The organism is Pedobacter sp. PACM 27299 (assembly GCF_001412655.1).
Lineage (GTDB): Bacteria > Bacteroidota > Bacteroidia > Sphingobacteriales > Sphingobacteriaceae > Pedobacter.
This window is the reverse complement of sequence record NZ_CP012996.1, coordinates 2,727,055-2,751,852: the sequence shown is the minus strand read 5'-3', so window position 1 is coordinate 2,751,852 and position 24,798 is coordinate 2,727,055. Positions and strand designations below refer to the sequence as shown.

The window sequence follows — 24,798 nt, the reverse complement described above, 5'->3', positions numbered from 1 at the left end:
CTTTATTGGTAAGCGGAAGCACCGCGTATGTTGCTGTGAAGAGGGATATGTGGTTTTATGGATTCGGGCTGTTCATCAATAGCGGGCAGTCTGTCCATATTATTTTTCAGGATGTTCTTTACACGCAGATAAGAGCAACTATCTGTAGCCAGAGCCCTTTTACAGGCATTATTGAGCCGCTCAGAGCCATAGGAACGGTTCAGATGAATAATGCCCAAAGAGCGCTTATAGCTTATTTCCGGGTAATCCTGCGAGGCCAGTACCTTTTCTATGCATGCCAAAACATATTCACCATGCGGCAATGCTTTTTTCCTGAAGAACTCAGGGCTCCAATCCGAGTAGAACTTATGTGTGCTGCTCAGATGATCTGTGATGGTGATATAGCTGCCCTTGTTCAGGTTGCGCTGATGCAGCGCAATCCTTTCATGGTTATAATAGATCTCAACACGGCTCCTGGTATAATGGATCATGGTCTCCTTGCCGATATACCGGTATGGAACACTATAGTAACACTTATCGGGAGAAAAATATGCGTAGCCCATCTTCTGCACCTTGGCCCTTTTATAGTCTTTCATTTCATAGGTACTGGACGGTAGCTCTTTGAGATACTGACGTTCAATACTCTGGAAGAGTTCAATACGGCTAGATTCTTTTCGTTTGAACAAAAGCTTGTTGTAACACTCCAATAAGACAGCAATTTCCCTGTTAAGATCTTCCAGAGAAAAGAAGGTCATTTCCCGTAAAGGATAATAAATACGCTGGTAGACCAAATGCACCGCATTCTCAACCAGCGCCTTGTCCTGGGGAGCGTAACTGCGGGTGGGGTTGATGACACAATTATAATGGCGGGCAAAGTCTTTAAAGCTACGGTTGATATCGGCTTCGTATTTACTCGATCTGTTAACTGCGGACTTTAGGTTATCCGATACAATCGCTTTAGGCGATCCGCCATAGAAACGTAAGGCATCAGCACAACACGACAGCATGTCCTCGCGTTTCTGACTCATACATGCCTGAACGTAAGTGTACTGGCTGCAGGGAAGTATGGCTACAAATACTTCCACGGGAACAATCTCTCCGGTCTGCTTATCGATGATCTGCAGCTTTTTACCGGCAAAGTCTATGAACATTTCTTCGCCAGCAAAGTGCTGAAGTTTCATTGACCCTTTTTCTTTAGGGTACTTGCGGCGGAAATGCTCAAGGAACTGTGTGTAACTATAAGGTTCTGCCGCCAGCTCAACATATTGCTGATAATGATACAAAAAGGTAAAACCCGGATGGTTCCGGGCCTTGTTTACACCCTCAAAATAAAGCATGAGCTCATTATGGCGAATGGTGTCCAGGGTCGTATGTGATGAGAACAGTTCGGATAAAGCAACTGTATCAAACCCCAGAAGCTCCTGACATGAATAGTCGCTACCAGCAAACAGTTGCATATAGGTATTGACAGTGTTACGGGAAATACCGAGAACAGAACCTATTTTACGGTTACTGTAACCCTCCAGATGTAATGTGAGTATTTGTTTTAAGTCCATCGGATCAAGTTTGTTGGCCATATCGCTGTATTTAAAAGCGATAAGGTAATTCTTTCTTGATCTTTTTAAAGTGGCACAATTCGAACCGTAAAACGGATAGATGGATAAAAACTAAACCACTAAAGTGGCATCATTTAAACCGTAATCGCTGGCACTAACAGACCGAAATAGCTGGCACTATTCGAACCGTAATATCCAACCATAAGGTATTTCGTAATCAATGTCTTAGAAGTAATGTAACTTCGTGATCATTTCCTTGATAAAAGTGATGGGTGTAAGAAGTTAATATGGGATTTAGATTTATACGGGGCACCAACTTATCTCGCAAACTATTGATTTAGTGACAGCTCCATTGATAGCGCTCCTGCGCTCCAATTTCTCAGCCTTCAAAGTATAAATCACCATTTAGTTATTAAAATCTGACTCAGATATACCAGCTGAATTAAAAGTGTTATCAGTCACACCAGAAATAACATCTAATTTCAAGCTAAAGCTCGGAATTTGATAGCCACTAACAGTTTCCTTTCGGTTGAAATCAAGAATATCTTCGCTTTTCTCATATTTTGCATCTGATAAAAATCGTCCTTCGCATATACGATTATTAGTTTTGGCGATCCATTGGTGCCCATACGCCATTTTTAAGTAATAACTATCTTCTGGTATATTTTTAATACTATATGTACTTCCGCTATTGATAAAAACATAACGGATACACCTTCCGGTCGTAACAGACATGACTTTAATTGCCAAATCAGTCCCACCACCAACAATAACTGCAAGTTCGTTTTCTACATCTCCAAATCTGGGAGTATAGTTATAGCAGTCTGGCATAATACCGTTATTAAATCCTACTTTCTCATACCCTTGCTCTGCTAGTATTTCTTCATTAGTTTTCGGAATTTCTACGGGAACTGTGGCCATTGGAGTTGGAGTTTTGGTTGGGGCATAGTACACTTCGCCATTAGGCTGTCTTTGATCAGAATAGGAAGTAGAACTAGATTGGCATCCAGCTGCTCCAATGCTGAGGAATAAAAATGATAATGGTATAAATCTTTTCATAGAATTTTAATTTTCGGACAGCATCTTAACCAATAATTTTCTGCAATAGCGGTTCAATATCAGACGGTAACTCAGCTCCATTCAGATAAAAGGTCTTGACGCCCATTGCTTTCAACCAGTCAGACCAGTATTGATTGATAATCCCCTCCTCGAAGGGATTTGTCTTTGAAGGGTTAATCCCAATGACAATTACCTCTAAGTCTTTCAGTCCGGTAGTAGCCGGAATAAAACCAATTTTATTCTTAACCATTTCAGACTTAAAGTTTATTGTATGCAACTTCTTGCTTTTGATATATGTAGGCGTAATGTAGGAACTTTGATTACCACTAACATATTTGCTATCCACATGATACATGTAACCGTCGGTAAGAATTACCAGAATATTTCTATGGTTATCGGATATACAATAGTTCTTTACCTTCTTTTGAAAAAAATTAAATATATCTGAACCAAAATACTTATTCGACTTAATAGCTGACAAATAGATTTTTTGAGGAATATCCGAGAAAGTTTTATCTATTGCGATCAGACTGGCTTTCGTTGTACTCTTATCAACTTTAACTTTGAGCGATTCACTAAAAGCATTAATGGCTGGATCCTGTGGTGTAGGATCAAAAAAGACCTGCATTTGCTCATTTAATTTTCTAATTTTTTTACTTTTGACATGGTTTACAAATGCTCTTTCAATAGACTTCATATATTCTACATCACGCTTGTAATACGGCATGGCTCCACTGGGGTTCTTTGCAGGACTAATTCTATCAGACAGATCCAGCAGAAAGCTGATATTGAGGTTTTGGGAATTGGATTTTTGAGCCTTAACACTATTTAAAGTTGATAGCAATAAGCTAACGGTCAGAAATGCTCGTATTGATCTAAATTTCATTGTAATCGGGTTTAGAGTGCAGATATATAAATTGCATTTTGAGAGTCTTCTCTAGCCCCCACACTTTCGCAATGCGTATTGTATGAGTCAATACAATTACCCACAAGATTTTCAGTCTCGGTTCTGGAAATAAACAATTTTTCATTGATAAACGTGATCCATCCTTGCATGTATTCTGAAGCATATAGTACATATTCTTTAGTAGGAATGATCACTGCATCAATAATACGCTGGAGTTCGGCTATCCTACCGAGCACCTTAGCAATGCTCTCTTTGATAAAATTCAGTTCACCAATTGCTACTTCTTTGTTTTTTTCAAGTTCGGTGATCCTTTCCTGATGAATCTTTATGTTCTTATTTCTAAGATCCTGTTCATGCTTAATTTTATCTCTTTCCTTATGCTCCTTCATGATGAAATCAAACACCAGGCCCCAGATGATATACACTACAAATCCGGCAAATATGATTCCCCAAAACTGAATTCTGGTAAATGCGATTGACAGATCAAATGGTGGAGAATCCATTGTCTTACTCAGATCATATATCTTGTCTTCAATTTGGTATGCCAGTATCGCATCAAATGCAAAAGTAATAAGTAGTAGAAGGGCCATTTTTACATAGCTCATGAAGTTCTTCACCTCACCGAACATATGGATAAGATATCCTAAGCCTATAAAAACAAAAGGGATAAGTGTCACAAAGCCCCCCTCTAAAGGCCCATTACGCCAGGCTACTTCGAATGCTTTGGGATCAAGGACATTCATCAAAATGTTACTATCCGGATCGAAGGTTTTGAAAAATGCAGAGTAGGAAGTAGAAATATAAAAAGTGAATAGATACAGGCTAATAAAAAACAGAATTATCAAACCAATCCAGAACTTGCTTGATGCACCTCTGATTGCATCAATATGGTATTTTTTTGGATCTCTTGGCAGGTCGTTAATTTCAAACTTCAGTTTTTCGATGACGTCTTTCACTGCACGGATCTGTTCATCGATTCTGACGATTTGCTCTTCCTTATTTTCTTTCGTGACTAATAATGCTTTTACTTCCGTTTCCTTATTGCGCTGCTCATTCATGTAGGGTTCCTTGATTTTTACCTGCTTACCTACAAGCTCTTTTTCTTCGTTTTGAAATTTAGCATAAATAGCCTTTAATGAGATAGAAAGCGCTTGCGGACTGCCGCTATTCCTGTTGCCATCACGGTAACCAATTTCGTGGTAAGTGCGTTTTCTCGTCTCTTCTAGCTCGGTAGTAGTTAAAGCCATCGAATCATCATCCATTAGCTTAGTTTCTAAAGCCACCATATCTGCACTGTTTTTAAGTCGCAAGAGATTTTTAATATGTCCAGTCATTTCCATCAGTTTTTGAATTCTTGTATAATGCTTTCTTTGGTCTTACCACTTTTGGTGGCTGCCAAAAAAAAATCAGCTATCTGTGGAATGTTTTCCTCCAAAAAGCCAAACATCTTAATATATTTTTCAAGTGCAGCCCGTTCATTCTCATCCACTACACCGTCAGCCCAAATCATCAATGACAAATCGTACAGGTACTCAATTTTTTCCTCAATCGATTCGGGAAAATGGTTTTTAGAGTTGATAGGTCGAAGAAGTATTTCATCAAGATTCTTGGCCGTTATTCCCCTATCTTCTGCAAAACTATAGAGCATTTTCAATTCGATCGCGCTAAAATCCTCATCACAGATTGCCATCTGGTATAATCTAAGAAAATGCGCCTTTAGTTTTTCTGGTATTTCTGCGTTCTGCATATCAATTGATGTCTTTATTTGTAATTATTACGTCGCGCACGCGCGCTTTAGCAGTAGCTCCGCTATATCTCCCAGATTCGGATTGCTCTCTTGGTTTTGTAGATTTCTGTAAAAACGCCAGATATAGAAATGCGAAGCCAGTAAGAATATCAAAGGGAATCCAAATAGCCTTTTTTTGAAGATAGATAGGTATTAAAGGATTAAAAAAGATGGTAATGATGACTAATATGTATGTGTGAAGCTTATTTTTCTGTTGATATATCATCGCAATAGCCAATACACTTCCTATAGTGACAATAATACGTAGGAATGTATAGTAACCAATTGATAATGGCAGCACCGCAACAAAGCACCAAACGGCGACAAATATAAATATCCACTTTAAAGCTTGAGGTGATAATCCCTTTAACATAAATCGGTGAGGTAAATTAATATTCCCTAGGCCATATTGATCCTAAGACAGATCAAAAGTACACACCCACGACAGCTATAATTTACGGGAAACCGTAAGATAAAATGTAATGTTCAGCCTATTTTTATGAAAATAATGTTGACAATGATTGATGAATATAAAATAGCTCTGTTGCAATTTTATAATGAAGAGAAAAATTCAAATAGGTTGTCTTCAGAGTTGGAGAATCCGAATAGAACGAAGCTTAAACAAGAATTCTTACGACTTTATAGGGTAAAAAACGAAAGATCAGATACTGAAATAATTAATAGATTTTTTGATCCTGAGCGTAAATATGAAGACCCGCTTGATAGTATTGCTAGAGTAGAATTAGACAAACTAAGGCCATTAATTACTTTTCTAACTAAAGGAAGTAAATTACAATATGATGAGCCTGTCCACGCGCTCGCCTGGTTATTAGGATTCACTGCTTATTCCGAATGGAAACTGGAATATTTGGCTAAGGGTACTCGCCCGGAAGTTGAACGAAAAGGAGAGAATGATGGAGGTCATGGGAATGGTGAAACAGGGGATAATGAAGATTCTTCTAGCAAAAGGTTCTCGCCTATGTATATGTCTGTAGGAATCATTGTATTGGTATGCTGTATCAGTCTTTGTTTGTTTTGGGGGCTTGGAATCCCCGGGAGAATCAACCAGCCGGCACTTAATGAAAAATGTATGTATTGGAATGGCAACTACTATGTGCCAATTGAATGCGATAAATATGCTATCAGTAAACCTACCCTCCCACTGAATATGCAGACACTGCATAATTTGAAAAAGGTGAGGTGGCCAGATCTTTTAACAAAAAATGATTTAGGAAAAGTTTGGTATGTTAAGAGAGATGGCAAACCTGAATTCTTCACTGACAGTGGACGATATCCTTTAGATCCACAAAAAAAATTAAAACCACTGACAATTTATATGTTGAGCCATTATGTCAATCAATATAGATTCTTACTCGAAAGTATGATTTGTTTTATAGTTTTAATTCTAGTGATTATGATTGTTTATGTTGTGTTAGAAAATGTCCTGCGCAAACACCAATTCAGATTCAAGACCTCATCCAACCCAAAAAAGCTGAATAAGGACCAGATAAATGTTAGCAGCTCATTGTCACCGTAAGTAGGTAAAATTGATATACAATTATAGCATTATAACTAAATTATAGGCATAAAGAAAGTGATCTTTTGTTAATTGCACTTCATTCATTAGCTTTGAGAATATACCTACCATTTACATCTACAACACATTTGCCTTAACCTAAGATTCTTAGAAGACCAGTCTTTATGCAGGAAAACATTTTACCAAAATTAGAAGCGTCGAGGAAAGAACTGCTTGATCTCGGCATGCGAAATCCCCTTTTGAACTACAGGACACCAAAGGCGAGGGGCCTTCACATCGTTCAGGAACAGTCAACCTCGATTTATAATATCCTCGTAAAGCAAAACAAGGCAATGACTTTTCTGGGAAGGCCTGGAAAAGATGATGATACAGAAGTATTTGATCTTCCTGAGCTCAGTGCCGAAGAATTGAAAGATGCATACAATGACACGCGACTGCAGACCAATGAAAATGAACAAAAGCTGCAAACAAAGATCCTCAATACCTACTATTTTGCTAAAACAAGCATAGAAGAACAGGGTGTAAACATCCTTTATCTTTCCCTTGGGATGCTCAATTGGTATGACAACGTGGAAACCGAAGAGCCGCGTACTGCGCCACTGGTACTCATCCCGGTTTCGTTGGAGAGATCTAGTGCAAGCGAACGTTTTAGGTTACGTTTCAACGGAGGAGATATCGGTGCTAACCTTTCCCTTCAGGCAAAGATGATGGCAGATTTCAATACTACCATCCCTGATCTTCCGGAGCCGGACGATTTTAATATCGAAAGCTATTTTAACAGTATTGAAGAAAGATTAGTACATCAGAAAGGCTGGAAAGTAGATCGGGATGCGATAGAGCTTGGTTTTTTCTCCTTTGGCAAGTTCATGATCTACCATGACCTGGATTCTGCCAAATGGCCCGTTAATGCAAAACCTTATGAACATCCTATTCTATCATCGTTGTTTGACGGTGGCTTCACCGATCCTCAGCCGACCGCAACAGAAGAACATAATTTAGATAAAGAAACAAAAGCACACGAATTATTTACGGTAGTTGATGCGGATAGTTCGCAGGTACTGGCCATGCTGGCTGTACATGAAGGACGAAACATGGTTATCCAGGGGCCTCCGGGCACAGGTAAATCACAAACTATCACTAATATCATCGCTAATGCTATAGGCCACGGTAAGAAAGTTTTATTTGTAGCTGAAAAGATGGCGGCACTTGACGTAGTAAAAAGACGTCTGGATTCAATTAATCTTGGCGAGGCTTGTCTGGAACTTCATAGCCATAAAGCTAACAAGAGAGATCTCCATGAGGAACTAAAAAGGGTTTTAGATCTTGGAAAACCAACCGTAACGCATCTGCAGGAAGAAATTGCACTGCTTGATGCTTACAAAGGCCAGCTGAATGGATACTGCAATTCCGTAAACAGGGCCATCGAGCAAAGTGGCTTATCGGCACAAAAGGTAATTGGTTTCCTGATGGAAATTAATGGGGAATACAAAGACCTTAAGCTTCCTTCAATCCCTATTCATAGAATTGAATCATGGGATGCAGATACCACGAGGCGTGCTTCTGCCCTGGCCGATTTGATTGAGACGAGGTTAAAAGACATCGGTATCCCTGCTCAGCTTCTCTTCCACGGTACTGTACTCACCTTATTTCTCCCACATGAAACAGATGTCACTAAAGGTATTATAGATAAGGCACTGGCTACTACCAAACACACGCAACAGCTGAGTACTGCTGCCGCGTCTTTTACCGGAACTACAGCGCCAGTCTCCTTGCAGGAGCTTACCTCTTTTATCAGCCTTCTTGATTTTCTATCTGTGGCACCAGTCTTGAATGACATCATGGTTAACGATCAGGCCTGGGTTCTCAACCATGAAGACATCAAAGAACTACTTGAAACCGGCAGGGAGCTCTCGGATCTTCGTACCAGATATGAAAACATATTGCATCCGGAAGCATGGGACCAGAATGTGCTGGAAATACGCCAGAATCTAATTGAACATGGCCAGAAATGGTATAAGTTTCTACTGGGAGATTACAAAAGAAGTGTGAAGCAGTTGGCTTCATTCTCCAGGATCCCCTTGCCTGAATCGCTGGATGCAAAAATCAGGTATACGGATGACATCTTACTGGCCAAGCGCTTAAGCAATAGCCTAGATGAAAACGCTCATCTCACTACGCCTCTTTTTGGAAACAGATGGAGGCTACTGAAAACAAACTGGACTGTTCTGGAAAATGTATTGGCATTCCTTTCAGGTTTACATCAGGATATCAGTACTGGTAAATACCCGGTGCAAATACTGGATTTTTTAGCGCGCCATGAAAATCCGGCAATGGTGAAAGATTACCTCCAGCGTCTTCAAGAAGCAGCTGATGACAGCCAGAAAAGCATTGCAGAAGTCCAGCAGAAACTCGGGTTTACGAATATATCCGCAGTTGCGAAGAATAATCTTGCTGGTTTAACATTTGAAGATCAGATCACGAGATTCCAGGAATGGGGTACACGACTGAATGAGATCCAGCATGCTATACAATGGAATAACCTGACTGAACAGGCAAGAAAGGAAGGATTTGAATTTCTAATTGACTCATCCCTGACTTGGGAAGGCGCATCTCAGTATCTGAAGATCTCTATGCAAAAGACCTGGTATGAGTATCTGGTCACAAAGGCAATGACAGACAGACCTCCCCTGCGTGGGTTCGAAAGAACAACCCATGAAGAAATCATCAATAAATTTATCCAACTGGATCTCCTGAACCTTCAATATAACCGGGCAAAGGTTGCATTGAAACATTATGAATCAGTACCCAAACTGGAAGGTGGCGGCCAGTGGAATATTTTACGCAGCGAATTCAATAAACGGGCGCGCCACATTCCCATCCGTAAGCTGATGGAACAGGCAGGAATCGCGATCCAGACCATTAAGCCGGTGTTGATGATGAGCCCCATGTCTATAGCAAACTTCCTGTCTCCAGAAAGCATTGATTTTGATCTGGTCATCTTTGACGAGGCAAGTCAAGTAAGACCGGTAGAAGCTTTAGGAGCAATACTACGAGGCAAACAACTGGTCGTAGTTGGAGACTCGAAGCAGTTACCCCCTACAAGTTTCTTCGACAAGATGAATGCTGAAACCGAAGATGAAGAAAACGTAACGGCCGACATACAGAGTATTCTGGGTATGTGTGATGGTCAGGGAGCACCTCAGAGGATGCTTCGCTGGCACTACCGCAGCAGGCACGAGTCATTGATCAGCCTTTCGAACAGGGAGTTTTACGAGAATAAACTGGTCATATTCCCCAGTCCTGGTTCTAAGTACAGGATGGGTTTGGCATTCCATCATCTGCAGAATGCGGTTTACGATAGAGGCAAGACACGTACCAACCCAATCGAAGCCGAAGAGGTTGCAAAGGCAGTGTTTGACCATGCCATAAAGAACCCTCGGCAGAGTCTTGGTGTGGTGGCGTTCAGTACCGCACAGATGCAGGCCATCCAGAATGCCATCGAGATCAAACGCAGACAGAACCCTGAATCTGAAGTGTTTTTCAGGAGCCATGCCCATGAACCTTTCTTTGTAAAGAACCTGGAGAACGTGCAGGGCGATGAGAGGGACGTGATTTTTATCAGTATCGGATATGGCAGAACAGAAGATGGAAAGGTACCGATGAGCTTTGGTCCGCTGAATAATGATGGCGGCGAACGCAGGTTAAATGTACTGATCACCCGGGCTAAATATCGCTGTGAAGTGTTTACAAACATTACATCGGAGGATATTAATCCAACAGCAACCACTAAGTTTGGAATCCGGGCGCTGAAGAACTTCCTCTACTTTGCCCAACACGGTACTTTTGAATCGGAACAGGATCTTCCGGTTCCTGATAAGCGGCCGTTTGAAGATATGCTGGCAGCACAGCTCACTTCATCAGGATATATCGTTCGTAAAAAAGTAGGCTCCGAAGGCTTTTATATTGACCTTGCAATCGTAGATCCGGAAAATCCAGGGCGTTATCTGCTGGGAATAGAATGTGACGGAAATTCGTACAGCACTGCGAAATCCGCCAGAGACCGCGACAGGCTGCGCGGACAGGTACTGGAGAATATCGGTTGGGATATCTTTAAGGTTTGGAGTGTAGAGTGGTACAGAAATCCTGAAAGAGAATTGCAGCGACTGGTTGCGGCAATTGAAAGTGCAAAAGCTCATGCTTTGGTTCAGGATCAGGCAGATGATGATCTTCAACAGGAAATGGCTGCATTATCAGAGGAAGCTATGGCAAAGGAAAAGAATGCATTACATCGCGAGGAAAAAGAAGAGATTATAGTAGCTGTTGAGAAATATATGCAAGCAGTTCTCCCTGCTGGTCTTCCAGCTCAGGAACTTCATCTAGTTCCGTTTGGGAAACTGGCAGAATGGATTAAGCAGGTGGTTGAGGTTGAAGGACCTGTACATTTCGAAGAGGTCGCCAGGCGTATTGCTGATGCTTCTGGCGCGTCTAAAATTGGGTCCCGGATCCGTTATACACTGAATGCAGCAACAGATTTTACAGTGAGCTCCAAGATTATTTCCCGACGGGGAGATTTCCTTTGGCACCCGGAGATGAATGCTCCTACGATTCGTGACCGCAGCAGTTTAACTGCAGGATCGCGCAGGATAAGTTTGATCCCCCCTGAAGAACTTGATCTGGCGGTAAAGAGTGTTGTAGAATCATCTATTGCTATTCAGCCAGAAACGGCTGTTCCATTGATTGCCAAATTGTTTGGTGTGAACAGGGTTACTGAAGATGTGCGCAGGGATTTAGGGATAGCAATTGAAATGAGTGTTACAAGAGGGGTTGTGATCAGGGATGGGGATTATTTGAAATCTCAATAGATGCCAGGAAATCCGTACCAAAAGAAATTCACCAGAGCAGAATTAAAACCTTGCAAATCAATAGATTGCAAGGCTTTTTGCTTTTACGGTGGCACCAAAACTTGCACCAATTCTCATATAAATTGAGCGATTAGGTGTGTCATTTGGAAAATTAATCCTACTCACCCAATTGCGCATATGCAGAAATCGCGACCAAAGGGATTGTAACTCTTACTGTTGAAATAGGCGTTCCAGCGGACAGGTCGGAAATAAAGACGATGTATTAAGGGCTCAATTAGGAGCCGAATTTTGCCAGACAATTCAAAATCATCTATCTGCATGGCATAAATAAAAGCAAGTATATTAAAAAGAATCGCCCAGTAAAACTGGGCGATATAACTAAGGGCATTCAGGTAAACTCAATAGATTATCAGGTGTATCATGATCGGCCTCGGTTTTCAGGTATTTCACACCGTTTCTAGTTGAAACAATCACATTCCTGACATGTCCGCCAACGCTTGTGTAGAACGAGCTGGTCTTGTTTTCGATGGCTAAGATTGCTGTGCTGAGACTTAGCTTCCATCTTAGTCCATTGTGCGTTCCTCCTACAGATGCAATTCTCTCGTAGGCACTACTACGATCATTCTTGTTAATGCAGGATATTTGTTTTCTTTCTGACATTTGAAAATGTTGTTTTTCTTCGCTCTGTACGAATCCACGGACTCTTCTATAATTACATGACATGCATCAGCAATATTTTTGTCCTTTAATATTTGCCGTCATGCAAGCTAATGATATCAGTAGCCCCCACCTTACGGGTTCCCATAATAACTCAATTGTGATCAAAATTGATATCTAAAAAATCTTTATGAAAGAATCTTCATCTTCCCTAAAAGCTATCCAGCCCCACCCTTAACAAATAACCTTTTTATCTTTTAATTCCTTAAAAGCATCTAAAAACACCTTAACACTGTCCCCATTCATCTCATTAAATCCAAACCTTCTCGCCTTATTGACATCAAGAAAAGCATCAACTTCCACATTAAACACAAAATCTCCAAAACCCCATTGAACTAGTGTGTCAAGGTCATGACTTTGAAGATTATATTTCCTGGTAATTTCTGCCCATAGATTTCTTTTTCCCGGCATATATTCCTGAAGTGAAAATGTCTGTGGTTCTGCCACTTCAACTCCAAAGAAATCCCCAATCTTTGGCCATACCTGCGACCATCGAAAAACATCACCATTCGTCACATTAAAAATCTCATTGGCTGCTTTTTCTTCCAGTGCTGCCCATTCCAGCGACTTGGAAAGGACTTCAGTTCCGGTAACATTAACCAATACCTCATACGCCTTAGGGGAACCAGGAAAACGCATAGGGATTCCCTCCTCTTTACACAATATTGCATAGGCGGCGATAAGATTGGCAAGGTTCATCGGCGTGCCCACTGTAAATCCAATAACAATATCCGGGCGTATTGCTGTCCAGGACCAATTCTTTCCTGCGGATTGCTTTCTTAGGTAGTCTTCCTGATCATAATAGAAATTCGGCGTAATGCTCCTCAGGTCTGTTTCATAAGCGGGTGTTTTATAAATTCCCAGATGAGCACCATAGGCTTTACCTCCTTGAATGAATAATATACGCTGAAGACCTGGAGCATTTTCTTCCAATAGCGGAACGAGGTTTGATAAAATATTCAAATTTGCTTCCGATTGTTCATAGGGTGTCTTCCTTTCGGTATAAGCATTAAAGAAGATATGAGTTACGGCCTTCAATTGATCCGCTGCACCAGCTAAACTTTCTTTATCCTCCAAATCTAGTGCAATAAAATCCGCTGTGGTTTCATAGTTTAATTTAGACCTTGCTGAAGCTAAAACATTCCATTTTCCGGAACTGTTGAGGTATTCGGTGAGGTGTCTGCCTACAATGCCATTTGCTCCAATAACCAGTGCTGTATTTGTTTTCATCGTTTTCTTTTTTTAATCTGATGCAAAATTCGAGATAATGAATGTATTATAACAATACTCATATCTATCACTATCTATTCATATTTTAATAGCTTTGTAACATGATAAATTTCGAATGGTACCGGACTTTCATTGCGATCTACCAGCGGGGCAACCTCACCAAAGCTGCACAGGAACTCAGTATATCGCAGCCTAATGCGAGTGTACACCTTGCTTCTTTGGAGCAATATGTTGGTGGGAAATTATTTGACCGGATGCCCAGGAAAATGGTTCCGACGGAGTTAGGCAAAAAGCTATATACTCAGGTCGTAGGCTCAGTTGAAAGTCTGGCCTCGGTAGAAACTACTTTCAAAAGAACCGCGCTCCGTCATCGTCCTGTGATCAGGCTAGGAAGTCCATTGGAATTATTTTTCTCTAAGATCAGCCCTCAATTAGAAAAAATCTCCTCTCCACTCAACGTTTCTTTTGGTGTAGCGAAAGACCTGATGCAACAGTTAGACGAAGGAAAACTAGATCTTGTAATCGCCAGTCAGAAAACCATCGACAGCAGAAATATCGTATACGAGCCCATTCTGACAGAAAACTTCGTCATCATTGGGAATAAGAATATTGATCTAAGTGATTTTAACCAACACCTGGAAAACCAAGACTTGAATGCTGTTGAGAAATGGCTTATTAATCAGGAATGGTACGCCTACAGCAATGACCTTGCCTTTATCCGTAGGTTCTGGTTGAAAAATTTCAGCAAACGACCGATCATCTCCCCAAAATACATCATCCCAAACCTGAACGTCATCATTAAATCTATCGCAAATGGCAGCGGAATAAGCATCGTATCGGATTACCTTGCACAAGAATTTGTTGATCAAGGAAGTATAACTGTAATCTGGAATGGAACAGGTGACACGGCTAACACCCTTTATCTCGCCTATGACAAAAGCAGGGTCTCCATTGAAAAAGTAGAAGAGATCAAACGGCTTACTCAAACCATTCGATCTCCCCATTTTTAAAACTTTATTCTTTACTTCTAAACCAAGAGGCTGGAACAATTTTCGGCTCCTCATTTCCGATGCTATATTTCAAATCCAGCCGGTTTCCGCCCCCACCATCAATATAATTAAGCTTAAAAGCATGCATCCCTTTTTCCAGCGCAATTTGTCCGCCTTTCTCTTTGGCAGGATGTAAACCATCATTATCAATTAAGAGTTGATCTCCGATATAAAGCACCCCACCATCATCACAATTTAAATAAAATGAATAAATCCCGGTTTCAGGCACCTCAATATATCCTTTAAATCTAAGTCCGAATTCATTGTATTTTACACTCGCAGGCACTTCAACTTTTAGCACCTTAAAAGTACTATCCGCTGTAGGTTTTATCTTGGTAGTCGCCGAAAAACTGCCTTTATAAAGTGCAGCATCAAGTCCCTCAGGCAGATTGCTAAGCGGTTCCTGTTTTCTATATTGCTGACCTACAAAATGCAGCGTGCTCACATCTCCCCGCCTACCTGACGGCGTAAACAAAGCCATTTTTAAGGTTAAATTCTGTTTAACAGAAAGCGGTTTATCCAGTGCTTTTGAACTGGCATGAGGTAAACTGCCATCCGTAGCATAACGAATGGTATAGTATTTCAAAGGTGCTGCTTTAAAGAACAACTTCTCTCCTACAAAAACGTTATTTTCGGCCACATCAATGATATCAGGCATCCTGTAATTTATATTCAAATCATCCAGACGAGGATAATGACTTTCTAATCTTTTCCTATAAGATGTATATAAGGGACGATAGGTCCAGCCGACTTCAGCAAGGGCAGTCATCCGGGGCATAATCATATAATCTGCGCGTTCTTCTGTTGGAATCATTTCAGTCCACAAGTTACCCTGAACACCCATAATATTTTCCTTTTCTGTGTCCGACAGCCTGTATTTTTCATCTAATGGATCGTAATTATAAACGTCCGCCAGCGTATTAATATCTGGCGTCGCATCAAAATAAAGTGGGCCGCTTGGCGACATAATCAGCTTGTTTTTATTCTTTGAGGCATGCATTGGGATAGCTCCAGCCCATGACCTCCAGAACATGACAACAGCTGCAGAATCAATGCCAGCCTCACTGATCTCATCCCAACCCACTAATGTTTTCCCCTTCGATTTGAAAAAAGTTTTCATCTGAGCAGTAAAATAACTTTGGATCTGATTGACATGAGTAAAACCCATTTCGCGCATAAAATCCTGACAAACAGGTGATTTCAGCCAATTACTTTTTTCTACTTCATCCCCTCCAATATGTAAATATTTAGAAGGAAATAAATCGGCAATCTCTGAATAAATATCTTTCGCAAACTGAAGCACCTGAGGATTACAAGGGCAAATAGGGTTTGTGAAACCAGGTCCACTGCCCACCGTGCTGTCGCAGGTTAAATAGCTATAAGCCTTTACCGCAGCCATCATGTGCCCGGGCATATCAATTTCCGGAATCACCTCTACATGCCGGCTTTGCGCATATTGAATAAATGAAGCCATTTGCTCCTGCGTATAAAACCCACCATACTTCAGCTTTCCATTCTGATTTACCAAATGCTGTTTATCCATTCTGAAATCAGTATTGCCCGTTTCTTTTTCAACCTTCATACAAGCAGTATCCTGATTGTTAAATTCCCTCCAGGCACCTTCCAAAGTGAGTTTAGGGTATTTTTTGATTTCTATTCTCCAGCCCTGGTCGTCTGTTAAATGAAGGTGGAGCTTGTTCATCTTATAAAGCGCCATCATATCCACATACTTCTTCAGATATTGGATGGAGAAGAAATGTCTGGACACATCCAGCATCATTCCCCTCCAAGGAAATTTCGGCTGATCTGCAATTTTCACCGATGAAATGGTTAACGAATTCCCCTTTCCCTTCTCCACATCCACAGGCAGTAGCTGCCTCAAGGTTTCCACTGCATAAAACATTCCTGCAGGTGTCCTGGCCCGTAGCGTTATCTGTTCTGGATTGACCATCAGCCGATAGCCCTCTGCTGCTTTTATTCCGGAGTCAAACCTCATAACGATCACATTACCCTTCTTTTTAGCGGGTAAATCTCCACCTAAATAGCCAGCAAGCATCTCCCGCAAAAACCGCTGCTCATTTTTAAACATCAGCTCCGGTGCTAGCACTGCGGTCTTTCTGTTAATGATGAAGCTCCCTTTTGCAGGTTCCAGAATGGAAGGATATGGAATTACCGGATACCGGTTACGTTTTTCTTGTGCATTTATATTTCCTAAAGTCATAGCACCTATCGCTATAACACTCAGAAAGAAAATAGTTCTTTGTTTGAACATAGTTGAAATTGATTTGATGTAAAATATAAGGCTTAGATGCTCTCCTTACCTGAAAAAGTGTAGGCTCCTGCTGGGACTTTAAATAACGAGTATCCATTTTTGGTTCCCACAGCCTTAGCCCATGAGGAAGAACACTTGATTTTTGAAGCATCTTCAGCGGGGAAATAAATCGTTGCGCTGCTATTGGGAGGAACAACAACCTTTAAAAACAGTTGTCCTTTTTCCCGCCTCCATTCCGTCTTAATCGTTCCCACATTAGATTCATAACCTGCTTTTGACCAGGTCAACTGCGCGGCCTTCAATAACGGCGGACGAACCACAAATTCTTTAAACCCTTTACTTTCTGTTTCTTTCCTGATTCCCGACATTCCATTGATGTACCAGGCACCAGGGTAAAGAAATGAGCTGTGTAACATGGAGTGTCCGGCTAAATCCTTCTCCCACATTTCCCAGAGGGAAGTTGCCCCATTAGCCTTCATATAGCCCCATCCCGGGTAACTGGTTTGAGAGGTCATGGAATAAATTAAATCATCCCGTCCTTCATTCCTTAACAGTTTAAAGAGTAAGGCCCCTCCGGTAATTCCAGCATGAATATGGCCCTTTCTATTTACCAAAATCTCTTTCTCCAGGCGTTTCATAACTGCTTCACGGAGCGGCGGCGGTGGAATTTCCGCCAGCAAAGCTACGGCCAGGTTTCCCATTGATCCATCGGCATAACTCTCATCTGAGGGGTTAAAATATTTCGCCTGAATTGCTTTCGCAGCGGCATCAGCCTGATTTTCCCATTGCTTGGCGTCCTCCTCATGCTTTAAGACCCTGGCAATTTTGGCTGCAGTACGCAGGTTGTAAACTCTGTAGGCATTGTTAAAGCAAATGTTCTCCGGCTTATCATTGTTCATTCCTTCCGCAGTTGCATTGGGCCACAGCCAGTCGCCGAGAAAATCCCAAGGGCCACCGAAACGTTGCATCAGGTTGTCTTTGGTATGACTATCCAGGAAGGCCAACCATTTCTTAATGAGGTTAAAGTTTTTCTCCAGTACCCGCTCATCTCCCTCCTGCTGATACATTAACCAAGGCAATACCACTACTATACCACCCCAAGCTGGGCCACCACCTCCCTGATAGGTTGGAGCAGTGTGCGGCAATATACCCTCATCTGCATGACCGCCATAGTTCAATTCGTCCATAGACTTTGTGCCCTGTACATCCCTCCAATCTTCCATCCAGCTGGTATAAAATGCACCCAGTTGATAATTAAACATTCCTGTTTCGGAAGTCGCATGGGCATCCCCACCATATCCTAACCGTTCTCTTTGTGGGCAGTCTACCACATAGCCCCCTAAAGATAGGTTCTCAAAATTCCAGCGTGTTTTCTCATATATCCAATTTTGTAAAGAATCGGAACTGGAAAAGGTAGCGGCCGATTCATACGCTGTGGTCACTACCCATCCTTCAATATCACTAAGCTTTGGTTTTTCCTTTAGACCTTTTATGGTAATCCAACGTCCGGAACTGTAGTTGAAACGGTTTTCAAACGTCCCCTTACCATCCTTTCCCAATATACAGGCGTTGCGGATGTTGAAGGTCATATCCTGACCCTCCCGCTCAGAGAACAGCATATCGATCCGCTGTCCGGGTTCACCACTTAGTTTAATTTTTGTCCAGCCGGCAAAGTTCATTCCCATATCCACCCGGTAGACGCCATCAGCACGTGTTTCAATAGACACAGGTTTGAGGTGTCTGGCCAGGCGATTAGGTTCTACCATTTGAGCGGTCAGCATGAGTCTTGGCTGATATTCCAGCGCCTGTTTCCAGTCACTTACCTCATACTCAGACAAATTCCATTTTTTATTTTCTTTATCGGCTTCCCACAGTTCGCCACCCATCTGGCCGGTTTCCCATCTTCCAATCAGAGAGTTGGGACTTGGGGCGGTTTTCCAGCTTTTATCAGTCTGGATGCGCAGGTAAGGCATGGCTCCAGGCTGATTCGAATCATAAATATCAGCCTGGGCAATAACGATTGGGGCCAAAGGCTTATCGCTGGTCCTATACGAGGAGAATAAAGACCAGGATGTGCCTAGCCACAGTGCTACAGTATTACTTCCCGATTTTAGCTGCGCACTGATGTCATAGGCAACATACCTGGCCCGTTTTGAGTGATCACTTACTGAAGGTGCCAAAACACCATTTCCTACCTTTTCACCATTTACATATAAGTTATGGTAACCCACAGAGGCGACAAATATCATAGCCCTTACAGGCTTCTTTTTGAGGTCAAATGTTTTGCGGAACCAGGGATCCGGCAAGTTTTTAGCATCCTGATTTTTCTGATCCTTTAAATCTCCGGTACCAATCCACTTTGCCGTCCAATCCTGTCGGTTAAACAAGCCTGTGCTCCAATGCGCCACTTTACTCCATGCCGATATTTTCTGGTTTTCATCCTTCACACAGACTTTCCAAAAATAGGTTCTGTCAGATTCCAATGCCTTGCCGCGGTATTGGATTTGGTTGGTTTGGTCGGAATTGATCCAACCCGAATCCCATGCTGCTGCAATACCATCAGTCAAGGCTTTTTCTGATTCGGCCACCATAATCCGATAAGCCCTTTGCCGCTGCCCAAAAGCTTTCGGGTCGTTCGCTTGTAATACCCAGCTCAACCTGGGCAAACGTTCATCTATCCCTTCTGGGTTCAGCAGGTACTCACAGCGCATACGGTCGATGCGAACACTGCTTTGTGCGCCCACATAAAACGGCAACAGCATCGCAAGCCAAATGGAAATTCTTTGTAAATTCAGTATCATGATCTAAAGTAAAATTAATAGCCGGGGTTTTGATTTCCGCTAAGTGCCACATTCCGTTCCATTTCAATTCTTGGAATTGGGAATATTAACCGGTTTGGTGTCACATTAAAAGCATTCGGGTTCGTGTTTGGTAGTAATATTTTCAATTCCACCCCATAAGCATTCATTACCGGAACTGCCTGGTTTGTCCTGACCAAATCTAGCCATCTTTTATTTTCGAAAGCGAATTCAATACGGCGCTCATGAGCAATAACGGTCCTTAATGTCGTTTGATCTGTTGAGGTGGCATCCAAAAGCCCTGCTCTATTGCGCACCTGGTTTAGAAAAGGCAAAGCTTCACCGGATTTATTCTGTTCATTTAAGGCCTCTGCCAGCATCAGCAAAACATCCGAATAACGATAAACCGGAAAATTTTCATCCGTATTTCCCGTAACGGCATGCGGGTGAAGAAACTTTTTAATCACTCTTCTGCCCGTTTTCCCAGGAGGCAAGGTATACCCCACAATGCTTTTTACACTTTCAGCGGTAAAAGTATTGCCAGAAAGTACGCCTTCCACAATCGCGATCGAAGCATCTAAACGCTGATCATTACTTTCATAAGCATGGATTAAGTTGATGGAAGGCACATTATACCCCCCGTTTGAATTCGGACTGTTCGGAAGAGATCCAGTCATAACGTTTACCCCAGCAGCTACTGGCAGCCAGTTGTAAATGAACCTGCTTTCCTGACCCAATCCCACTGTGCTCAGGTATTGTATTTCGAATATAGATTCCTTACTGTTCTTGTTGGCTGGTGAAAATGCAGTGGCATACGGCATGTTTAAACCATAGCCCATTTGTGTCACCTCTTTCAGTTGCTTTTCTGCCTGCGCATACTTTTTCTGTACGAGGTAAGCATGGGCTAAAAGCGTTTTTGCAGCTCCTGCAGTTGCCCTGCCAGATTGCGGAAAACCACTTACAGGTGATAAAGTTTCTGCGGCCTCTACTGCATCGGCTTCGATCTGTGCATATATACTTTCTACAGAAGATCTTGGCAATGACGCTTCACTTTCCTTGGTCACCTCATGTAACTGCAAAGGTACGCCACCATAATATTGAACGAGGTCCAGGTACCATAAGGCTCTTAGAAATTTAGCCTCTGCCAGGATCGGCGTTTTAAGGTTATTCTCAAAATTAGCTGCAGGTAAGCGGTCTATGATGGAATTTACTTTTGAAATCGCGCTGAAGTTAGCAATCCATTTGCTTTGCGTATTGCCATTCACCGCATCGTCAGTAAATTTTGAAACATCTTCCAGCTGCAAGGCACCAACGCCTCTGTTTTGCTCGTTAAGATCAAAATGCGTGTTATCCGAGCGCATTTCACCCATATCCCAGGCGCTACTGCTGGCGTTTCCGTGGGAGTTGCGCAAAATATCATATGCGCCGCTTAAAGCTTGCTGAAAATCAGACTCTGTTTTGAAAAAACTGGCGGTCGAATCTCTATCCGGTGGCGATAAATTTAAAAAGCCTTTCTTACAGGAGACCAGTCCGATAAGCAATAAACCGATTGTAAATATATGTTTCCTTTTCATGGTTGTTCTGTATTTAAATGATGCCTAAACTATAGCCCCACATTAAGGCCAAACGAAATGGTTCTTGGTACTGGATAAGCGCCATAATCAATCCCCTGACTAAGGCCGTTTAAGCCGTTGCCATTAACTTCAGGATTTGCTCCCGGATATCCGGTAATGATGAACGCCTGCTGAACACTGGTATATGCCCTCAGCCTCTTGATGTATTTGCTGTTGTTGATTTTGAAAGTATAACCTAAAGCAATATTTTTTGCCGTGAGGTAGGAACCATTATATACCCAGCTACTGTTGTTGATCCGATATAGGTTGGTGGTACCAGATAAAGTACGCGGCACTAAGCCATTTCCAGGGTTCTCTTCAGAACGCCAGCGGTTCAGCATTTCCCTGTCCATATTAAATACAGCGTCGATATTAGTCGTACTCTCCCGCTGGTAATTCAATATTTTACCACCCACACTACCGGCAAGAAGAATACTCAGGTCAAAGTTTTTATAAGCAAAATCATTAGTGATCCCAAAAATGAATTTAGGGTTGGGATTGCCAATTGTGGTGACATCGTTAAAATCGATCAGCCCATCCGGAACACCATTTGGTCCACCGATGTCTTTCATACGAACCGAGCCCACCGTTGATGTAATGTGTTTAGGCTGACTGTTAAACTCTTGCTGGTTCATATATACCCCATCAAAGATATAACCGATAAACTGTCCCATTTGCTGACCAACTTGGGTGATAAAACCGCCTGTAGGATTGGAAAAAGACCCCAGAGGTAAGTCATTGGTTCCTAATTTGTTGACGATATTTCTATTAAAAGTGAGGTTAAGGTTGGTATTCCATTTTAGCGCTCCTACTAAGTTTTTTGAAGTCACACTAAACTCATGTCCCCAGAATTCAAATTCTCCAATATTGGAATTGATCGAGCTGAATCCGGACGACAATGGCACGTCCACCTGGTACAATAGACCATTAGTGAGCTTACGATAATAATCATAAGAAAAAGTAATCCGATCCTTTAAAAAACCGATATCAACTCCTGCGTCAAACTGTTTCGTTTTTTCCCATGACAGCAATGTATTGCCAAGGCCTGCAATGACTTTGCCGGGAGACAATTTATTGCCAAACACATAGCTATAATCGTTACCTGCATTTAAGCCAGCAATAGAAGGATAGTTACCGCCGAATGCGTTATTTCCAACAAGACCATAACTCAACCTCAGCTTGAAATAACTCAATACTGGTACTGACTTCATAAAGTCCTCATCACTTACCATCCAGCTGGCTCCTACTGATGGAAAATATCCATACTTACTATCTGCACCAAATCTGGAGGAACCGTCTCTTCTGATCGTAGCTTGGAGGAAGTACCTGCTTTTGAAGCTATAATTCAACTTACCGATATAAGAGATCAGCGACCAATCGCTTGCACCGCTAGTTCCGTTTTTATTGATAGCGGCGTTCAGATAAGGTATTTTATCATCCGGAAAAGTGTTTCCATTCACTTGAGCAGTTTCCACATTGTACTTCTGAGCTGAATATCCGGCCAACATTTCAAAGCTATGTTCGCGATAATTCAACTGATAGTTCAAAGTGTTTTCCAGTAACCAGGAGTAGTAATTACTGGTATTGTAAGCACCTTCAGCCCTTCCATCTCCCGGCTCGTAGGTATTTCCTCTAGCCGTGGATGGCTCCCATTTGTAATTACTGAGGAGACCGATATCGGTATTTGCCGAAGTCTTAAAGGTAAGCCCCTTTACAAGATCTACCTCTGCAAAAGCGTTGGAAAGAATGCGGGTATTTTTATAATTATCAACATATTCCGACAATTTTCTATACCAATTTACGCTGTTGAATAAATTAAACGAGGTAGCCGTTAAAGGTATAGAGCCATCATCATTTATAGCTTTAGCGATTGGACTGGAAAGCATCGCCCCCATAATTCCTAAACGGTATCCATCAGTATTTGCACTTTCATGTGTATTGTGATCTATCGTCAGTGTAGGCGCGATATTAATTCCTATTCGAACCTTGTCGCCCAACTTTGTGACGTGGTTCAATCTACCCGAAAACCGCTGATATCCTGTATTGATCACTACCCCCTGTTGGTTGAAGTAACCCAAAACCGCTGCTGTAGAAGACTTTTCGGTCGCATTGGCAATCGAGATGCTATAATTTTGCGTGGGCGCATTGCGAAGTAATACATTGTACCAGTTTGTGCCTTCTCCATATTTAGTCGGATCCTGGTAGTCTGCAGGGATGCCACCGGTATAGCCCTCGTATTTAATTTTATCTTCAAAAAAGCCTTTCATAAAAGTAGCAAACTCAGTTCCGTTCATCATCTGCGGACGGCCCTTTTCCGGTACACTGGCTACCCCATACACACCATTTACCTCAATTTTGCTCTCTCCTGCTTTTGCTTTTTTTGTGGTGATCAGGATGACCCCTCCAGCAGCACGTGCACCATACAATGAACTGGAAGACGCATCTTTCAGCACACTAACAGATTCGATCTCATCTGGATTGATATTGGAAATATCACCCGTTACTGGTGCTCCGTCTACCACAAAAAGCGGTTGATTTCCTGCATTTATAGAGGCTGCACCACGAATGCGAAAGGACATCCCTTGTCCCGGACGCCCAGTGGATTGTACAATCTCCACACCAGAAAATTTACCCTGCAGTTTTTGTCCGAGTGTACCTACTGGCTGATCTTTAGTTTCCTGAAAATTCAACTGTGAGACGGCACCTACAAGTTCTCTTTTTTGCTGCTGACCATAACCCACCACAATGATTTCAGTCAGTGCTGTGGTTTCCTCTTCTAGTGTTACATTGACTGTATTGTTGCCATTAACAGGAACAGATTTGTTTACAAAACCGATATAAGAGAATACAAGCATTCCCGATTCTGAGGGCAAGCTGATCCTGAACTGGCCGCTTTCATTGGTACGGGTACTTGTATTGGTCCCAGAAACTTTTACTGCCACTCCTGGCATCGGTTTCCCTTTCGAATCGGAGACCTTACCAGTGATTTCAATTCCTGTAAAAACATTGCTGATGAGTTTTTTCAAGAATCCAGCTTCTTTTTTATTCACGGTAACGGCCTGGCCTACTATTTTATAGACCAGATCCTGCCCTTCAAAACACTTGTCGAGCACTTCCTCAATTGAGGCTTCTTTGACAGTTATGGTGATTTTTTTTGCCCCTTTGATCAGCGCCTGATTATAAAGAAATCATAGTTACTCTGACTACGGATTTCTTTAAATATTTTACTTAAGGACTCGTCCTTTTTGTCGAGTGTGATCTTTTGAGCATATATACTTGCCTGCAGCTGAAGTATATTTATCATCAAAAAAAAGATAATAAATTTCATTTTCAGTAGAAATTTAAATGGAACATGGTACCCCGTCCCATGTTTAAAAGATGAGAAAAAATTCATACATTTGGTTTGTTTGGATTAGTTGTAAAGTATTAATGC

Annotated in this window: 15 protein-coding genes; 3 read left to right on the top strand and 12 right to left on the bottom strand. The window is 41.8% G+C overall.

Annotation, left to right across the window (positions count from 1 at the left end; translation table 11 throughout):
* Positions 1-2: 2 nt before the first annotated feature.
* The 6 genes from istA to AQ505_RS11540 all read right to left on the bottom strand — a co-directional run bounded on the left by istA (position 3) and on the right by AQ505_RS11540 (position 5,660).
* Complete coding sequence (istA, locus tag AQ505_RS11565) at positions 3-1,535, bottom strand: IS21 family transposase (RefSeq protein ID WP_231635096.1); 1,533 nt, start codon at positions 1,533-1,535, stop codon at positions 3-5.
* 405 nt (positions 1,536-1,940) lie between these two features.
* Complete coding sequence (locus AQ505_RS11560; RefSeq protein ID WP_062548323.1) at positions 1,941-2,594, bottom strand: hypothetical protein; 654 nt, start codon at positions 2,592-2,594, stop codon at positions 1,941-1,943.
* A 25-nt stretch (positions 2,595-2,619) separates the two neighbouring features.
* Positions 2,620-3,480, bottom strand: a complete 861-nt coding sequence (locus AQ505_RS11555) for a hypothetical protein (protein WP_062548322.1) — start codon at positions 3,478-3,480, stop codon at positions 2,620-2,622.
* Positions 3,481-3,491: 11 nt separating this feature from the next.
* Positions 3,492-4,841, bottom strand: coding sequence for a hypothetical protein (locus AQ505_RS11550; RefSeq protein WP_197286361.1), 1,350 nt, complete (start codon positions 4,839-4,841; stop codon positions 3,492-3,494).
* Positions 4,841-5,248: a hypothetical protein gene (locus AQ505_RS11545; protein ID WP_062548321.1), complete on the bottom strand. Its 408-nt coding sequence runs from the start codon at positions 5,246-5,248 to the stop codon at positions 4,841-4,843. The genes AQ505_RS11550 and AQ505_RS11545 overlap by 1 nt, the downstream gene beginning before the upstream one ends.
* A 1-nt stretch (position 5,249) precedes the next feature.
* Positions 5,250-5,660 carry a DUF6804 family protein gene (locus AQ505_RS11540; RefSeq protein ID WP_062548320.1) on the bottom strand — a complete coding sequence of 137 codons (411 nt, stop codon included), beginning with the start codon at positions 5,658-5,660 and terminating at the stop codon, positions 5,250-5,252.
* A gap of 144 nt (positions 5,661-5,804) precedes the next feature.
* Between AQ505_RS11540 and AQ505_RS11535 the strand changes: the two genes are divergently transcribed.
* Both AQ505_RS11535 and AQ505_RS11530 read left to right on the top strand, forming a co-directional pair.
* Entirely contained in the window at positions 5,805-6,824 is a 1,020-nt protein-coding gene (locus AQ505_RS11535; protein ID WP_062548319.1) for a hypothetical protein, read from the top strand.
* Positions 6,825-6,988: 164 nt separating this feature from the next.
* Complete coding sequence (locus AQ505_RS11530; RefSeq protein ID WP_062548318.1) at positions 6,989-11,686, top strand: DUF3320 domain-containing protein; 4,698 nt, start codon at positions 6,989-6,991, stop codon at positions 11,684-11,686.
* A 378-nt stretch (positions 11,687-12,064) separates the two neighbouring features.
* On the opposite strand, the gene AQ505_RS11525 is transcribed toward AQ505_RS11530, so the two are convergent.
* Together AQ505_RS11525 and AQ505_RS11520 are read right to left on the bottom strand one after the other, a co-directional pair.
* On the bottom strand, positions 12,065-12,409 hold the full coding sequence (locus tag AQ505_RS11525; protein ID WP_231635078.1) for a DUF3892 domain-containing protein: 345 nt from the start codon (positions 12,407-12,409) through the stop codon (positions 12,065-12,067).
* A gap of 168 nt (positions 12,410-12,577) precedes the next feature.
* Complete coding sequence (locus AQ505_RS11520) at positions 12,578-13,633, bottom strand: SDR family oxidoreductase (protein ID WP_062548317.1); 1,056 nt, start codon at positions 13,631-13,633, stop codon at positions 12,578-12,580.
* Positions 13,634-13,734: 101 nt separating this feature from the next.
* Between AQ505_RS11520 and AQ505_RS11515 the strand changes: the two genes are divergently transcribed.
* Complete coding sequence (locus AQ505_RS11515; protein ID WP_062548316.1) at positions 13,735-14,643, top strand: LysR family transcriptional regulator; 909 nt, start codon at positions 13,735-13,737, stop codon at positions 14,641-14,643.
* 4 nt (positions 14,644-14,647) lie between these two features.
* On the opposite strand, the gene AQ505_RS11510 is transcribed toward AQ505_RS11515, so the two are convergent.
* Genes AQ505_RS11510 through AQ505_RS11495 form a run of 4 tightly spaced genes read right to left on the bottom strand, consistent with a single transcriptional unit; the run spans position 14,648 to position 24,508 of the window.
* Complete coding sequence (locus tag AQ505_RS11510) at positions 14,648-16,954, bottom strand: family 20 glycosylhydrolase (RefSeq protein ID WP_062548315.1); 2,307 nt, start codon at positions 16,952-16,954, stop codon at positions 14,648-14,650.
* 32 nt (positions 16,955-16,986) lie between these two features.
* Positions 16,987-19,755, bottom strand: coding sequence for a family 78 glycoside hydrolase catalytic domain (locus AQ505_RS11505; RefSeq protein WP_082461501.1), 2,769 nt, complete (start codon positions 19,753-19,755; stop codon positions 16,987-16,989).
* Positions 19,756-19,769: 14 nt separating this feature from the next.
* Positions 19,770-21,326: a RagB/SusD family nutrient uptake outer membrane protein gene (locus tag AQ505_RS11500; RefSeq protein ID WP_062548314.1), complete on the bottom strand. Its 1,557-nt coding sequence runs from the start codon at positions 21,324-21,326 to the stop codon at positions 19,770-19,772.
* Between the two features lie 29 nt (positions 21,327-21,355).
* Positions 21,356-24,508, bottom strand: a complete 3,153-nt coding sequence (locus AQ505_RS11495; RefSeq protein ID WP_231635104.1) for a SusC/RagA family TonB-linked outer membrane protein — start codon at positions 24,506-24,508, stop codon at positions 21,356-21,358.
* Positions 24,509-24,798 lie beyond the last annotated feature (290 nt).